At 41.6% G+C, this 15,418-nt stretch carries 18 protein-coding genes; all 18 read left to right on the top strand.

What is annotated here, in order from left to right:
• Window positions 1–45 precede the first annotated feature (45 nt).
• The 18 genes from MHI48_RS12310 (at window position 46) to MHI48_RS12395 (ending at window position 15,418) form a co-directional block, all read left to right on the top strand.
• Complete coding sequence (locus MHI48_RS12310) at window positions 46–1,557, top strand: sugar ABC transporter ATP-binding protein (RefSeq protein ID WP_076326770.1); 1,512 nt, start codon at window positions 46–48, stop codon at window positions 1,555–1,557.
• Window positions 1,558–1,561: 4 nt separating this feature from the next.
• The gene (locus MHI48_RS12315; protein ID WP_083677275.1) at window positions 1,562–2,605 is read left to right on the top strand and encodes an ABC transporter permease; all 1,044 of its coding nucleotides are present in this window, start codon (window positions 1,562–1,564) and stop codon (window positions 2,603–2,605) included.
• Window positions 2,595–3,569 (top strand): galactofuranose ABC transporter, permease protein YjfF, encoded by a 975-nt coding sequence (gene yjfF, locus MHI48_RS12320; RefSeq protein ID WP_017689006.1) that lies wholly within the window; start codon window positions 2,595–2,597, stop codon window positions 3,567–3,569. Before MHI48_RS12315 ends, yjfF begins: the two co-directional genes overlap by 11 nt.
• Window positions 3,570–3,677: 108 nt before the next feature.
• Entirely contained in the window at window positions 3,678–4,730 is a 1,053-nt protein-coding gene (locus MHI48_RS12325) for an ABC transporter substrate-binding protein (protein ID WP_076326769.1), read from the top strand.
• Between the two features lie 220 nt (window positions 4,731–4,950).
• Window positions 4,951–6,015, top strand: coding sequence for a polysaccharide deacetylase family protein (locus MHI48_RS12330; RefSeq protein ID WP_076326768.1), 1,065 nt, complete (start codon window positions 4,951–4,953; stop codon window positions 6,013–6,015).
• Window positions 6,016–6,206: 191 nt separating this feature from the next.
• Window positions 6,207–6,737, top strand: a complete 531-nt coding sequence (locus tag MHI48_RS12335) for an AAA family ATPase (RefSeq protein ID WP_076326767.1) — start codon at window positions 6,207–6,209, stop codon at window positions 6,735–6,737.
• A gap of 62 nt (window positions 6,738–6,799) precedes the next feature.
• Window positions 6,800–6,949 carry a DUF952 domain-containing protein gene (locus MHI48_RS12340; protein WP_143781349.1) on the top strand — a complete coding sequence of 50 codons (150 nt, stop codon included), beginning with the start codon at window positions 6,800–6,802 and terminating at the stop codon, window positions 6,947–6,949.
• 25 nt (window positions 6,950–6,974) lie between these two features.
• Window positions 6,975–7,460: a GNAT family N-acetyltransferase gene (locus tag MHI48_RS12345; protein ID WP_245837937.1), complete on the top strand. Its 486-nt coding sequence runs from the start codon at window positions 6,975–6,977 to the stop codon at window positions 7,458–7,460.
• Between the two features lie 12 nt (window positions 7,461–7,472).
• Window positions 7,473–8,003: an AAA family ATPase gene (locus MHI48_RS12350; protein ID WP_076326766.1), complete on the top strand. Its 531-nt coding sequence runs from the start codon at window positions 7,473–7,475 to the stop codon at window positions 8,001–8,003.
• A gap of 48 nt (window positions 8,004–8,051) precedes the next feature.
• Window positions 8,052–8,519 (top strand): DUF2691 family protein, encoded by a 468-nt coding sequence (locus MHI48_RS12355; RefSeq protein WP_076326765.1) that lies wholly within the window; start codon window positions 8,052–8,054, stop codon window positions 8,517–8,519.
• A 448-nt stretch (window positions 8,520–8,967) separates the two neighbouring features.
• Window positions 8,968–9,492 (top strand): GNAT family N-acetyltransferase, encoded by a 525-nt coding sequence (locus MHI48_RS12360; RefSeq protein WP_245838082.1) that lies wholly within the window; start codon window positions 8,968–8,970, stop codon window positions 9,490–9,492.
• Window positions 9,493–9,494: 2 nt separating this feature from the next.
• A complete protein-coding gene (locus MHI48_RS12365) occupies window positions 9,495–10,037 on the top strand; it encodes a GNAT family N-acetyltransferase (RefSeq protein ID WP_076327768.1) in 543 nt (180 codons plus the stop codon).
• 562 nt (window positions 10,038–10,599) lie between these two features.
• Window positions 10,600–11,058, top strand: coding sequence for a GNAT family N-acetyltransferase (locus MHI48_RS12370; RefSeq protein WP_076327771.1), 459 nt, complete (start codon window positions 10,600–10,602; stop codon window positions 11,056–11,058).
• 155 nt (window positions 11,059–11,213) lie between these two features.
• Window positions 11,214–11,681, top strand: a complete 468-nt coding sequence (locus MHI48_RS12375) for an NUDIX domain-containing protein (protein WP_076327772.1) — start codon at window positions 11,214–11,216, stop codon at window positions 11,679–11,681.
• A gap of 147 nt (window positions 11,682–11,828) precedes the next feature.
• Complete coding sequence (locus MHI48_RS12380) at window positions 11,829–12,386, top strand: GNAT family N-acetyltransferase (protein ID WP_076327773.1); 558 nt, start codon at window positions 11,829–11,831, stop codon at window positions 12,384–12,386.
• Window positions 12,387–12,551: 165 nt separating this feature from the next.
• Window positions 12,552–13,580 (top strand): alpha/beta fold hydrolase, encoded by a 1,029-nt coding sequence (locus MHI48_RS12385; protein ID WP_036609073.1) that lies wholly within the window; start codon window positions 12,552–12,554, stop codon window positions 13,578–13,580.
• 26 nt (window positions 13,581–13,606) lie between these two features.
• Window positions 13,607–14,023 carry a hypothetical protein gene (locus tag MHI48_RS12390; protein WP_083677368.1) on the top strand — a complete coding sequence of 139 codons (417 nt, stop codon included), beginning with the start codon at window positions 13,607–13,609 and terminating at the stop codon, window positions 14,021–14,023.
• 207 nt (window positions 14,024–14,230) lie between these two features.
• Window positions 14,231–15,418 carry a glycoside hydrolase family 5 protein gene (locus tag MHI48_RS12395; protein ID WP_405144119.1) on the top strand — a complete coding sequence of 396 codons (1,188 nt, stop codon included), beginning with the start codon at window positions 14,231–14,233 and terminating at the stop codon, window positions 15,416–15,418.

Here is a 15,418-nt window from a genome sequence, read left to right on the forward strand (position 1 = left end):
GGCTGTCGCTAAATGACTTTTTTCCATAACAAAGGAGAGGGTTATATGGCCGAGCAAGCACCCATTTTGCAAATGACAGGCATCACTAAACAATTTCCCGGGGTTAAAGCGCTATCCAGCGTCAGCTTTCGCTTGTTTCCGGGCGAGATTCATGCCTTGATGGGTGAGAATGGAGCGGGGAAGTCGACGCTTATTAAAGTTCTGACTGGCGTTTATTCCATTGATGAAGGAACGGTAACCATGGATAAGCGGCATCTTTCGATCTCCGGTCCGCTTGAAGCGCAAAAGGCGGGAATCAGTACCGTTTATCAAGAGGTCAATCTTTGTCCAAACTTAACGGTCGCTGAGAATATTTTCATCGGGCGGGAGCCGATGCGATTTGGCAAAATCAATTGGAAGCAAATGAACAAAGATGCGGAGAACCTTCTGCGAGACAGATTACATCTGTCCATCGACGTTAAGGCTCCTTTACAGACTTACTCGGTCGCGATGCAACAACTGATTGCAATTGCAAGAGCACTCAGCATCTCGGCAAAAGTGCTCATATTGGATGAACCCACATCCAGTCTGGACAAAAACGAGGTTCAGCAACTGTTTCGTATTATGCACAAATTAAAGAGTGAAGGTCTCGCAATTCTTTTTGTTACTCATTTTCTTGATCAGGTATACGAAATGTCGGATCGTCTAACGGTGCTCCGTAACGGGGAATTGGAAGGAGAGTACATAGCCGCAGAACTTCCACGCATGGAACTGGTGCTCAAGATGATCGGCAAGGAGCTCGAGGTGCTTGAGGAGCTTCCGAAGGAAGCGGATGTTGCCCAGGCGGAGTCGGGAGAACTGTTAATTACCGCTAAGGCACTTGGACGCAAAGGAGCAATTGAGCCTTTTGATCTGGACATTCGCAAGGGAGAAGTCGTGGGCTTGGCTGGGTTATTGGGGTCTGGTCGTACTGAGATCGCTCGCCTTTTCTTTGGTGCAGATCGTTCAGATGTAGGCAAGCTGCTCGTTGTAGATACAGGAAGTACGGTTAAGTCGCCGCGTCATGCAATTGATCAGAATATTGCTTTTTGCTCCGAGAACCGTAAAACCGAAGGCATAATCGATGATTTGACCATTCGGGAGAACATTATTCTGGCTTTACAAGCGACACGAGGCTGGTCCAAACCCATCTCACGCAAGAAACAGGATGAGATCGCCGAAAAGTACATCAACCTGTTAAATATCCATCCGAAAAATCCGGAGCATTTAATTAAAAATCTGAGCGGCGGTAATCAGCAAAAGGTGTTGCTTGCACGGTGGCTGCTGATGAACCCCGATCTGTTGATTCTCGATGAACCTACGCGTGGAATTGATATCGGTGCCAAGACTGAGATACAGAAGTTGGTGCTCTCTCTGTCGAAGCAGGGCATGGCCGTGCTGTTCATTTCGTCCGAGCTGGAAGAAGTGATTCGTGTCAGCCACCGGATTGCCGTAATCCGGGACCGCAAAAAAGTGCAAGAACTTAGCGGGGATCAGATCCATCAACAGCAAATCATGAAAGCAATGGCAGGAGGTTAAAGAGATGGCGGGCAAGATGCGTAAACATCATTTGTTTTGGCCGTTATGTATGCTTGGTTTACTTTTAATCTTTAATTTGCTGTACTCTCCGGATTTCTTCTCCCTCGTCATGCGTGAAGGGAATCTGTATGGCAGCTTGATTGATATTCTCAATTTTGGAGCGCCTTTAATTCTGGTATCGATCGGCATGACACTGGTGATTGCGACCGGAGGTATCGATTTGTCCGTGGGCTCCATTGTAGCGATCTCCGGTGCCGTGGCTTGTATGAGCATCAGCAGAGGAGTGGATCAGAGTTCGCTCTGGCTTATGTTGGGTGCACTTGGATTATCTATAGGTCTCTCACTGATCTTGGGCATATGGAACGGGGCGTTGGTTTCGGTTGCCCGAATCCAACCCATTATTGCAACGCTTATTCTGATGGTAGCTGGACGTGGGATTGCACAATTGATTACGAGTGGACAGATTATTACTGTATCCAACGCGAACTATGCCTATATCGGGGCAGGTTCGCTTGCAGCATTGCCTTTTTCCATCTTCATCGTATTAACTGTGCTGCTTGTTGCCTCATTGCTGACGAGAAAAACGGCACTTGGACTGTTTATCGAATCGGTCGGAAGTAACGCAAACGCGAGCCAACTGGCAGGTATTCGTTCAAAAACAGTTATTCTCACGGTATATGTCTTCTGTGGTCTGTGTGCCGGCATTGCCGGGCTTATTCTCAGCTCGAATGTATCCAGTGCGGATGGAAATAACGCAGGTCTGTGGTATGAACTCGATGCCATTCTTGCTGTAGTCATCGGGGGTACTTCGCTCAATGGTGGTCGTTACTATCTAATGGGTACCGTCGTTGGAGCACTCATTATCCAAACCTTAACAACGACGATCTATATGATTGGAGTCCCGCCAGAAGTTACGTTGGTTGTCAAAGCTTTTGTTGTACTGGCCGTATGTTTGATTCAATCCGATTCATTCCGCAATTCCATGGTGATCCGTTGGAAAAAACGGAAGTTTCCAGCCGAACAGGGGGTTAACCGCCATGTTTCTTAATCGTAAGTATCTCCCCGTCTTTGTCACCTTCGGTTTGCTGGCCGTGATGTTTGCTATAGGCTCTTTCCGGTATACGGGGTTCTTTTCCACACAGGTACTGCTTAATCTTCTCATTGATAACGCATTTCTGATTATCACGGCAATTGGCATGACTTTTGTGATTGTATCGGGAGGAATCGACCTGTCGGTAGGTTCTGTCATTGCGTTGACGACCATCATTAGCGCAAGTCTGGTCGAGAAGCAAGGGTGGTCGCCTGCGATCGTTATACCTATGGTGCTTGTCATGGGTGCGTTGTTTGGCACAGTCATGGGGGCGATCATCCACTATTTTAAAATTCAGCCTTTCATCGTGACACTTGCAGGCATGTTTTTGGCGCGGGGGCTGTGTTATGTCATCAGTCTCGACACCATTACCATTACGAATCCATTTTACACACAGGTTGCGCAGGCGAAAATTTCTCTGCCAGGGGGCAGCTTTGTCTCCATTAATGTGATAATTGCTCTGGTCATTGTACTACTCGCGATCTACCTGGCACATTACACCCGGTTCGGGCGCAACGTTTACGCCATCGGCGGAAGCGAGCAATCCGCGCTGCTCATGGGACTGCCGGTTGCACGTACCAAAATCCTGGTGTACACGTTCAGCGGTTTGTGCTCCGCGCTTGCCGGTGTTGTCTTTACCTTCTATATGTTATCCGGTTATGGATTACACGCCATGGGTCTTGAACTCGATACCATCGCGGCTGTTGTAATAGGAGGCACCTTGTTAACAGGTGGTGTAGGGTATGTGGCGGGAACCTTTATTGGTGTATTGATCCAGGGGGCTATCCAAACTATAATTAGCTTCGAAGGTACGCTCAGCTCATGGTGGACCAAGATTGTGATTGGCCTGATGCTGTTTGTTTTTATTTTGTTCCAGCGACTTCTTAGCGGGCGGCGAGTATCCTCGAAATCACTGCATTAAGTGGATCGAATGAAATGATATTGAACACGGATACCGAAACAATGATATAACAATATGCGCTCTGCATTGGTGAATGCTGAGCGTAACATGGAGATGGGGGATACGTGAGTGAGAAGACATGTGAACTGGTTGTGTTTGTTCATTCTACTGCTGCTTGTCGGCTGCACAACCCCTGAGTCTGAATCTGTTCCTCCTCCCATCTCGTCTAACAACTTAGAAACTCTTCCCTCCGTTGAGGAATGGATGGAATCAGCGGTAGCAAGGGATATCTCTACGAAACCCATTGTCTTAGGTTTTTCACAACTGGGCAGAGAGAGTGCCTGGCGTCTGGCAAACTCCACGTCTATTCGCAATGCTGCGGCTGAATCGGGAATCTCCCTTGTAATAAAAAATGCAGAACAGTCTCAGACGAAACAGTTCGAGGCTGTTCGGTCGTTCATCAGGCAAAAGGTGGATGTCATTGCCATTGCACCTGTCGTGGAATCGGGCTGGGATGGTATTCTTCAGGAGGCCAGGGATGCAGGTATACCCGTGATCATCGTAGACCGGTCAGTTGATGTCAAAGACACTTCACTTTTTGTGACAACGATTGGATCGGACTTTTATGAGGAAGGTGTGAAGGCTGGGAAGTACATTCAGGATCGGATGCGAAATCATCCGGGTTTGTTACGGATTGCCGAACTGCAAGGCACGAGTGGTTCTACACCCTCTATCCAGCGTGGCGAGGGATTTAGAAGCATTTTCGAAACCAGAGCAGATATCATCTTCTCACAAAGTGCTCCTGCCGATTTTACGGAGGACAATGGGAAACAAGTCATGAAAGAATTCCTTCAGGTCCCGGAAGACGAACGGCCGCAGGTTCTTTTTGCCCATAATGATGAAATGGCTTTTGGCGCTATACAAGCGATAGAAGAAGTTGGGCTGAAGCCGGGAGAGGACATTATCATTGTCTCGGTGGACGGCTCCCGCAAAGCACTTGAAATTCTGGCGAGTGGGAAAATCAACGCTGTGGTGGAATGTAACCCGCTGCTTGGTCCTCAGCTTATGCAGGCTACAAAAGAAATTATTGCAGGGCGTACACTCCCGAAGCGCATGGTGCCTCCGGAGGACATTTTTACACAGGAGAGTGCTGGACGGGAGATGTACAACAGGCGATTCTAGAACATGTGAAAAATTAGAACATTTTGGATGAAATTCAATTTACTTTAAATGGAGGTATCGTTTATACTGAACTCACCTTGAACTAAAAGCTCTTCTCTATGAGAAAGGACGTAGCGGATTACATACTTTTGAAAGCGCTTTTTTCGAGGGGTGAGAGTTCGATAAAGAGAGGGAGTGTAGAAGGTAGTATGCTGTGAATATATTATGAGGAGGTAATTTTATGTTCAAAGTTAAGCTGGCAAAGGCGGTAATATCTCTCGCACTTTTCGGTACCTTGTTTTCTATTCTGGGGGTGCCTGATGCTCGTGCTGCAGATGCAAGTTGTCCGAATGGTTATGTAGGTCTGACGTTTGATGATGGCCCATCTGGAAATACAACAAACATGCTTAACGCGTTGAAGCAGGCTGGCTTACGGGCAACGATGTTCAATGTTGGACAAAATGCACAAAATAATAAATCTCTGGTTTCTGCACAAGTAGCAGCTGGTATGTGGATTGGCAATCATTCCTATACACATCCAAACATGACTACATTGAACAGTTCTCAGATGTCGTCAGAGATTACTCGGACACAACAGACGATCCAGTCTATTACCGGAAGTTCACCTAAACTGTTCAGACCTCCTTACGGTGCGACAAATGCGACCTTGAAATCCGTTGTGAGCCAAAACGGTCTGAAGGAAGTACTGTGGAACGTAGATTCCCAAGACTGGAATGGTGCCAGCGCAACCCAGATTGTAGCAGCTGTGAATACGATGAAAAGTGGTGACGTTATACTAATGCATGATCAGTACCAGACGACACTTCAGGCCATTCCGCAGATTGCACAAAATCTGAAGAATCGCGGCCTTTGCTCCGGGATGATCTCATCAACTACCGGTCGGGCAGTCGCACCCGATAATAGCACTACTAATCCCCCGAGTAACGGAACAAAAGTGGAAGCTGAGAACATGACCAAAGGTGGACAATACACCGGCAATATCAGTTCTCCTTTCAATGGTGTGGTCCTTTATGCCAACAATGATTTGGTTAAATACACTCAGAATTTTGCAACGAGCACTCATAATTTCTCGCTTCGTGGAGCTTCAAACAATGCCAACATGGCTAGAGTTGATTTGAAGATTGGCGGACAGACGAAGGGAACCTTTTACTTTGGCGGAAGCGCTCCAGCGGTTTATACCCTGAATAATATCAGTCATGGGACGGGAAATCAGGTCATTGAGTTGGTTGTAACAGCCGATGACGGGACATGGGACATATATATCGATTACTTGGAAATACATTAACAAGCTTAGGTTGATTGAAACATAATGCACTATAATGAAATCCCGTTGGGTTGACCCAATGGGATTTCATTATGTTTTTTTTCCATTTTGTAACACAAAAGTGGAAGGAAAACATTTATAATGGATGAAATTGTATGTGAAGAATCTGGTTTCTATTGAAAAGTTTCATTGAATGGGAGTGAAATCATCAAATGATCATCATGATTAACGGAGCGTTTGGTTCGGGAAAAACTTCTGCAGCTGAAGCACTTCAGGCCTTAATTGCCAACAGTATGATCTACGATCCTGAAGAAATAGGTTATATGCTCAGAAAACTTCTCCCTGAGAATTGTAGAGAGGAAAGGGAACGTACGGATGATTTTCAAGATATCGATCTATGGAAAATTCTAACCGTAAAGACGGCAAAAGAAGTAAAGCAGAAATACAACAGACACTTAATTATCCCCATGACCATCTATAAAGAGGAAAACTTTAATTACATCTATAACGGGTTGAAAGAGATCGATCAGGACATTCATCATTTTTGCCTTACGGCTACAGAAGAGACGATTTATCATCGTTTGGCTAAACGTGGAGATGAGTATGGAGGCTGGCAGTATCAACAAGCACCAAAGTGTGTTGAAGCTTTCAAAGATGAAAAATTTCAAACTCGCATTATTACCGATCATCTGGAGACTAGTGAAATCATAGAACTCATATTGAGGAAGGTCCTATCCAAATAATTATCATTTTTTATTAAGGAGGATTTTAGGATGATGATTGTACATGTACTCTCAAGAAAAGAGTGGGAAGCCGCGTTGATCAATGGGATTTTAAAATAAAATCCAAAGTTATATGGGAAGATCTGTATAATGAAGGCAGGGAATATCCTCATATTTACGGTGAGTTAAATCTAGACGCGGTATTTCATACATACGATGAAGAAATGAACTGAAGAGGATGGAACCTAATTGACGACTGTGACTTTTGAAGAGGTAACCGAACAACACCTCCCTGAAATTAGAGAGATTTATAACTATTATGTAATGAATACAACGATTTCATTTCATACGGAGGAATTAGATCTTGATCAGATTAAATCCTCTGTGATGAACAAGGATACGCGGTATAAAACTTATGTAATTCTTGAAAACAATCAAATGATGGGTTATGTTCTGATCACCCAATATAAGAGTAAACAGGCATATGACATTTGTGGTGAAGTCACCATATATCTAAAGCCCGACATTTTGGGAAAAGGCTTGGGGAAACAAGCACTACGTTTTATTGAGAAGATTGCAAAAGAACAAGGGTTCCATACCTTAATTGCGACGATTTGCATGGAGAATACAAGAAGTAAATCATTATTTGAGAGAAATGGTTATGAACAATGTGCTCTGTTTAAAGAGATTGGATATAAATTCGATAGAAAGCTGGATATCGGAAGTTTCCAAAAGATATTGTAAGGAGAATAGAGAATGAGTAGAAACCTATATATTATATCTGGCCCCCCTGGAGTAGGGAAATCTACAACTTCCAAGCTGCTGGTTCAGACTTTAGATAAAAGTGCCTACATTTCTGGAGATGCGGTTAGTCACTTTCCGGTCAAAGGGCGAGGTAAACCCTGGCTTGATAAGGATACAAACGACTTAACTTGGAAAAATATATCTAGTCTAGTGAAAAACTTATTGGATTATAAATACGATGTAGTGCTGGACTATGTGGCCCTTCCGGAAGACATTGATGGATTAATGGCAGAATTAGCAGACTATCATGTTCGCATAATCTATGTTGTACTCATGGTTGATCGTCAAACCATTATTCGTAGAGACCGTCTAAGAGCAGAAGAATATCAAATGAAAGAAAGAAGTATAATACTGCTGGATGAGTTTGAAAATCATCCCGATCTGAAAGTAGATAACAAGCTGTATACTAATCATTTTACAGAAGCACAATTACCTGAAATAGTAAGTGGAATTATAAATAATGAGAAGTATCGATTGAAATAACTGTACTGTTATTATGCTTCGAATTGAAAATGATAAGAGGGTGAACAGATGAACAGAGGAATACGTTTTGAAATACCAAATGCCTATGGTCGCTTTCTTGGGGAGATTTTAAAACCAATGGAAGTATCTAATTTCGATTGGTTTATTGGTGAGGAGGAGTCCTATTTCGTTGTTGATGATACGTTAGGGGATGATCTTTTCCCGGATGTGATTATTGGTATGAATGGAGAAGAATTACAGAAAATTATTGATGACAACGAGTATTATTTAATATTTGCGAATTTAAAAGCATTTCCAAAAGGCTCACAAATAACAGATGTAATCACCTATGAAGATTATGTGGAGAGTGACTGTCAGATGGTTCTTCTTGTAATCGATAGTATTTACGTCACGGTTTATTGCAAAGATCTAGAAAAAGTCGAGGAATTATATAATCATATAAATAGACAGGGATTTGAATCTCTCGCATATTTAACGGATGAGAATGATACGAGGACAATACTATCGGTCTGGTGATAAAGAAACTTGGGATTAACTGCTAACGTTTGATAGACCATCCCATGCATACGTTGATATCCAGTAACATAGCGATTAGTTTAGGTTTTAAGCGCTAACGAACCTAATACGTCTTATTCGGGAATTTGAAACGCCCTCCGAAATCTAAGGAATCTGAGACACGCTATACCAGAAAAAATAGCCTTTTGTAGCGTTTTTGTCAGATGATTTTGAGAAATAAGATGTCTCATGTTCCTTACAATTCTAAAAGAGGACCTGAAGGCCGAATAAGATGTCCTGTGTTCCTTAGAAAATCGCCTGGCGATTCGCCAGCATCAGCCACCCTGAACTTTAGGGATTTTCGGACGGTAAGCTGGCACCCATCATCGTTTAATTTGCCTGAGTATGAAAACAGACTCTAGTCCGTTTCCCCATGATATTTGAATGTTTATGAATACGATTACATCTTATGAATGAAAAAGGAGTTGAGAGAAAGATGGAGACAGAACGACTTATATTTCGGAAATATACCAAAAATGATTTCGATTTACTTTTTGAGATGACTCGTGAGCCAAATATGATGAAATTTATAAGACATGGAGGACCCTGGACCAAGGAAGAAACCATGCAAAGCCTGGAAAAGTTCATCAACTGGAATAAAGATGATAAAGGGCTGTTCCTCGCATTTAATAAAGAGGATAACAAGTTAATTGGAACCTCTGGACTGATTCCTCAAATCATTGAAGGCAATGATGAGCTTGAAGTTGGTTACTGGGTTGTAGAGCAATACTGGGGAATGGGTTATGGTTATGAACAAGCAAAAGCGTGGAAAGAATATGGCATGGATCACTTGAAGCAGAAAAGATTAATATCGTTAATTCAACATGGCAATGTGGGTTCTATGAAAGTCGCGCAAAAGAATGGCATGAAACACGAGAAGGATGTAGACATAATAGGGAAAAATGTAGCAGTATACTCGATTGAGGTGAAGTGAATATGACTCCATTTCCTGAGCTAGAAACCAAAAGATTGCTGTTAAGAGAGATTAAACAGAGTGATTCCCAAGACATATTTCATATTTTTTCTTCAGATGAAGTTACAAGATTCTACGATGTAGAAAGTTTCACAACTATAAAACAAGCAGAAGAACTTATACAAAGGTGGAAAGAACGATTCGAAAATGGTCAGGTCATCCGCTGGGGAATTGCTTTGAAATCGGACAACAGAATTATTGGAACATGCGGATTTCATGGTTGGATGAAACAACATTATAAAGCTGTGATGGGATATGAGTTAGCACCGGAGTTCTGGCGGCAGGGTTACATGACCGAGGTAACTCGGAGAATCGTTGAATATGGATTTAAGAACCTTGAATTAAACAGAATTGAAGCATTTGTAGAGCCAGAGAACGCGGGATCAAGGAAGTTGCTTGAGAAAATTGGTTTCAGTGAAGAAGGCATATTGAAAGAACATTATTATTGGAAAAATCGATTTGTTGATAATGTCATCTATGCATTTTTGAAGAAAGAATATGTATGAGAATACGAATTATTGGATCTTGCGGTAGTGGGAAATCAACATTAGCCAAAGAATTGTCGGATAAATACGGTATACCTTCCTATGAATTAGACAATCTCATATGGGACAGAAGCGCCGAAAATCTGAGATATCCTGAAAGTGTTAGGGATGATTCGATCCAATCTATTATCAGTTCAGAGGCTTGGATTATAGAAGGAGTGCAGTGCAAAGATTGGACAATAAAGTCCATCCAGGAAGCGGATTTGATTTTTGTATTAGCTCCAAATGTTTTCATTAGAGATTATCGGATCATAAAAAGGTTTGTATTGTCCAGAATGGGTTTGCAACCGTGAAATTACAAGCAGTCAATCAAGAACTTATGCAAGATGATTGTGAAATGGAACCATCAATATAATATAGAAGAAGTTATGTGTACAATTAACAAAAACCGTAAGACTGCAATAATCACGAAGAATAAAAAACAAGTGATACAGTTGATTGAACATCATATGGAAGAGGTTGTAAGTGAGAGTGAAAAGAACGTTAGAATCAAACAAGGATTGTCGAAAGAGGAGATACAGTGGTGAATATAAAAATACAACCAGTCACACGAGAGAATTGGGAAGAAGCGCTGAAGATCTCTTTGTATGAACACCAAACGTCATTAGTTCCATCTGTTATTGAGGGGATCGCTTACGCCTATATAAAACCGTGGGATGAAGCATTTGATCCTTACGTACTTGAGATTGATGGGAAGGTATTTGGTTTCTTTTATCTAAGTTATACGCCAGATAGTACAGATAATTACTGGATTGGTGGTTTTCAAATCGATCAATCCTATCAAGGCAAAGGAATGGGAAAGCGCGCTATAAGAGCCATTCTAGATTACATTACAAAACAGCATCCGGTATGCAAGGTTATTTCATTAACGGTTGAACGTGATAACGAAATAGCACAGAATTTGTATAACAGTATGTCTTTCATTAGTGAGAATAGAACCAATTCAGATGATGAAGTGATCTACAGGTTGGAAATAAAATGATAGACTCAACATTTCAGAGGGCAATATATCTTTGTTAACCAAAAGCAAGGATTGGTTGCGGTATTCACAACGATTATATCCGATGATAGCTTGTTACCACTTCAATGGTTTAACAATTATATATTGAAAGAATAGTTGCTTATGGGAGAGATAACATGGGCCACTGGTTTGATCTAGATGAACTTGATCCGGAGTTAATCAAATTTGCAGTTGTGATCGCTAAATACAAAAATAAATTCATCATTATAAAAAATAGGAAAAGAGGAGGTTGGGAGATCCCAGGAGGCAACAAAGAAATAGGGGAAACCATTTTACACACGGCAAGTCGAGAACTCTATGAAGAGACAGGGGCAGTACACTTCGAATTAATACCTTATGGTGTATATGAATGGAATGGGAGCTTTGGTATGGTTTCTTATGCTGAGGTTAAATTGCTGGAGAGCTTACCGGAGTCTGAAATCGATGAAATAAAGCTTGTGGATGTATTACCTGAAGGCATGAACTTCGGAGATATGTTTTATCGTTTCTCAGACAGATGGGATGGACTCGAGAACCATAAGCTTAAGAAATACACTATCGAAATAAATCATTTGAATGAGTTACCTGAAATTGAAATAAGCTGATTTAAGTATCACGAAAGAACAATAGCCGTTCCAATGGATATGTCAAAACTAATTGAAGAGAACAAGGAATACACTATTTTGTACGATAAAAGGGTCTTTGATAAATACAGACTTCGATCAATAAAGCCATAGGATCTTAGAAATAACATGGGGAAGGAGAGATGCAACAATCATGATAACGTTAGAACGTTGACCCTTGATGATGTGAATCAGCTGCAGGAAATAGATCGCTCGGAACATATTGATCTCATTTATGAAATGAGAGAGAACCGATTGGTTGAACTTGAACAAAATCATGAATGCTCAAACTGGGATGAGATGCTTTTGAAAGAGATTCAAAATCGATATGTGTACGAATTAGAACAAGGTAGCATGGCATATGGCGCGTTTGCTGGCGATCAATTAATCGGATTTGGAGTACTGGCACATCAATATAGAGGAAAAGAACGAAATCAATTACAAGTTGACTTGATGTATGTCTCACGCGGGTACAGAAGACAAGGCGTTGGAAAACGTATTCTAAACGAGTTAGGTGAAGAGGCTAAGAAACGTGGTGCACAGTATCTGTATATCTCCTCCACAGAGACGAAATCAGCGGTATCCTTTTATAAAAGTCAGGGCAGTCAGATTGCAAGCGAGATTGATCAAGAACTTTATGACAAAGAGCCGAACGATATACATATGATAAAGGAGCTGGGCACATGACAACGGTTGGGATACTCGGAACCATTCATATGTATCGTTGGAGCCGATCACAATTACATCTTCCAAGAAGAGCTGATGATAGAACCCGTTGAATTGTTGTATCCGTTACGATAAAGGAACCGTTGGTAGAATTACAAATGAAACTTATTATTTAAGGAGCATTACATGCGCAAAAAAATACGTAAAACACTCAAGTACAGCATATTCAGTATTATTTTAATAGTTATAGTAGCTCTGATATTTCCCACATGGACACCCAAAATTAAAGGTGAAAACAGTATCAGCATGTTAGAGCAGGTCGAAATTAACGGTACAGGACATGAAGTCATGATCAGGGGTGTTGATCGGACTAACCCTATCCTGATTTTTGTGCATGGCGGGCCGGGATGCTCGGAGATTCCATACGTAAGGAAGTATCAGAAAGAGCTTGAGCAACACTTCACGGTGGTGCATTACGATCAACGTGGGAGTGGAAAGTCCTATCACTTTTTTGAAGATTACTCGAATCTCACAACAGATGTATTAGTAGATGATTTGTTAGCGTTAAGGGATTATGTATCTAAGGAGTTAGGTCAAGAGAAGGTTATATTAATCGGTCATTCATTTGGTACATACATCGGGATGAAAGCTGCGGCTAAAGCACCTACTCAGTTTCACGCTTATATAGGGATTGGACAGATGGCTAATACACTTCAGAGCGAACTGGAAAGTTTGGAGTACACGTACGAGCAAGCGAAACAAGCCGGTAATGAAGATGATGTTAAAAAACTGGAGCTAATCCGCAGCTCGATCGAGCAAGGAAAGGAACTTACGCCTAGAATTTTGTTGCAAAAGTACGGTGGTGCAGCCAGACTCATCAACGAGAATAGAGATTATATTTCAGGATTCCTTTTAAATCCCGAATATAATGGGCTGGATATGATTCGCTTTTATTCAGGGATGTTCAGTTCACAAGACATCTTACTGAGGGAAGCATTTGATCAAAATTTACCTGATATTGTTGATCATCTGGAGATTCCTACCTATTTTGTAACGGGTAAATATGATTATATGACCACTGCAAATGCAGCACGTGATTATTTTGACGTATTGGATGCACCGATCAAAGACTTCATTGTATTCAACGAGTCGGCGCATTACCCACAGCTTGAAGAGAAAGAAAAATTCGTAAAGTGGTTAAATGAGCTATTTTAATATGCATTGAGAGGAGCAAGATCATATTGTTAAATGAATTCATTGAGCTTGAAGAAGAGAGTGATGAGAGTTACCGGTGTTACACTCTGCAAAATACTGTGCAAATATTTAAACATTGCATACAGGATGAGGATTTAAATGACGTTCGAATATATGTGTCTACTAATATACCGTTAGATTCAGTTGTTCATAATATAGAAGACTACATTAAGTGGTTTTCAACTTGTGAGACTGTCTTTCGAGATTATTATGAGAATGAACTTCAGGAAAAAGTACATCAGAATTGGTTTAATGAGATTGAAGTCTATCGTGTGGATATCACATTTAACAGTATAGCCGATTACGGCGCAACAATATCTTACGGAGATCATATTTTGCGCGATCACATTATGATTATTGATTTTGATAGAGAACAAATCCAAGCAATCCACTTAAACGGATAGATGGATTATTTTGTAGTAAATAGTCACAAAAAACAATAAAGATATCGCTTTATTTTCCATAAATGTGTTATTATGTTGGTGTTGGACGAAGAATTCATTTGTTTGATCGATAGAGAGAGGAGGCACGTATTCTCGAATCATTCAATCTGTATGCATAGATTAACTGCACTGCTTGTTAAAAATAATAGAATAAGCGGAGGTATGGTTATGTTCAAAAAATGGAAGAAATTTGGCATCAGCAGCTTGGCACTGGTATTAGTGGCTGCGGTAGCCTTTACGGGATGGAGCGCTAAAGCATCAGCAGCGGACGCTTCGCAAATAGTGTCTGAGATGGGTGCAGGATGGAATCTCGGCAATCAGCTGGAAGCGGCGGTGAACGGTACACCGAATGAGACAGCTTGGGGCAATCCTACGGTAACTCCAGAGTTAATCAAAAAGGTAAAAGCGGCAGGCTTCAAATCCATTCGTATTCCCGTTTCCTATTTGAGTAACATTGGAAGCGCTCCCAATTATACAATCAATGCGGCATGGCTGAATCGAATTCAGCAAATCGTGGATTATGCGTACAATGAAGGTCTGTATGTGATCATCAATATTCATGGTGATGGGTTTAATTCCGTACAGGGTGGATGGCTACTCGTGAATGGTGGCAATCAGACTGCCATTAAGGAAAAATATAAGAAGGTGTGGCAGCAGATTGCCACCAAGTTTAGCAACTACAATGACCGTCTTATTTTCGAATCCATGAACGAAGTATTCGATGGTACCTATGGCAATCCAAACTCGGCCTATTACGCCAATCTGAACGCATACAATCAAATCTTCGTGGATACGGTTCGTCAGACTGGAGGTAACAACAATGCCAGATGGTTGCTGATTCCAGGCTGGAATACCAATATTGACTACACTGTTGGTAATTATGGCTTTGCTCTTCCGACAGATAATTACAGATCCTCGGCTATTCCTAGTTCGCAGAAGAGAATCATGATCTCGGCACATTATTACTCTCCGTGGGATTTTGCAGGTGAGGAAAACGGTAATATCACACAGTGGGGTGCAACTTCTACGAATCCTGCCAAGAAGTCTACTTGGGGACAAGAGGATTATCTTGAATCGCAGTTCAAGTCCATGTACGACAAATTTGTGACTCAGGGCTATCCCGTAGTGATTGGTGAGTTCGGTTCCATTGATAAAACGTCCTATGATTCCAGCAACAATGTATATCGTGCTGCTTACGCCAAAGCAGTTACAGCAAAAGCCAAGAAATACAAAATGGTTCCTGTTTATTGGGATAACGGGCATAACGGTCAACATGGATTCGCCTTGTTTAACCGTTCAAACAAAACCGTGACGCAGCAAAATATCATTAATGCCATCATGCAAGGTATGCAATAA

Origin of the sequence: Paenibacillus sp. FSL H7-0942, assembly GCF_045040715.1 — a bacterium.
Classification (GTDB): domain Bacteria; phylum Bacillota; class Bacilli; order Paenibacillales; family Paenibacillaceae; genus Paenibacillus; species Paenibacillus amylolyticus.

Coding starts and splice junctions, on each gene's coding strand:
- MHI48_RS12310 (WP_076326770.1), top strand. CDS start 46: ATGGCCGAGCAAGCACCCATTTTGCAAATGACAGGCATCACTAAACAA.
- MHI48_RS12315 (WP_083677275.1), top strand. CDS start 1,562: ATGGCGGGCAAGATGCGTAAACATCATTTGTTTTGGCCGTTATGTATG.
- yjfF (WP_017689006.1), top strand. CDS start 2,595: ATGTTTCTTAATCGTAAGTATCTCCCCGTCTTTGTCACCTTCGGTTTG.
- MHI48_RS12330 (WP_076326768.1), top strand. CDS start 4,951: ATGTTCAAAGTTAAGCTGGCAAAGGCGGTAATATCTCTCGCACTTTTC.
- MHI48_RS12335 (WP_076326767.1), top strand. CDS start 6,207: ATGATCATCATGATTAACGGAGCGTTTGGTTCGGGAAAAACTTCTGCA.
- MHI48_RS12350 (WP_076326766.1), top strand. CDS start 7,473: ATGAGTAGAAACCTATATATTATATCTGGCCCCCCTGGAGTAGGGAAA.
- MHI48_RS12355 (WP_076326765.1), top strand. CDS start 8,052: ATGAACAGAGGAATACGTTTTGAAATACCAAATGCCTATGGTCGCTTT.
- MHI48_RS12360 (WP_245838082.1), top strand. CDS start 8,968: ATGAATGAAAAAGGAGTTGAGAGAAAGATGGAGACAGAACGACTTATA.
- MHI48_RS12365 (WP_076327768.1), top strand. CDS start 9,495: ATGACTCCATTTCCTGAGCTAGAAACCAAAAGATTGCTGTTAAGAGAG.
- MHI48_RS12375 (WP_076327772.1), top strand. CDS start 11,214: ATGGGCCACTGGTTTGATCTAGATGAACTTGATCCGGAGTTAATCAAA.
- MHI48_RS12380 (WP_076327773.1), top strand. CDS start 11,829: ATGGGGAAGGAGAGATGCAACAATCATGATAACGTTAGAACGTTGACC.
- MHI48_RS12385 (WP_036609073.1), top strand. CDS start 12,552: ATGCGCAAAAAAATACGTAAAACACTCAAGTACAGCATATTCAGTATT.
- MHI48_RS12395 (WP_405144119.1), top strand. CDS start 14,231: ATGTTCAAAAAATGGAAGAAATTTGGCATCAGCAGCTTGGCACTGGTA.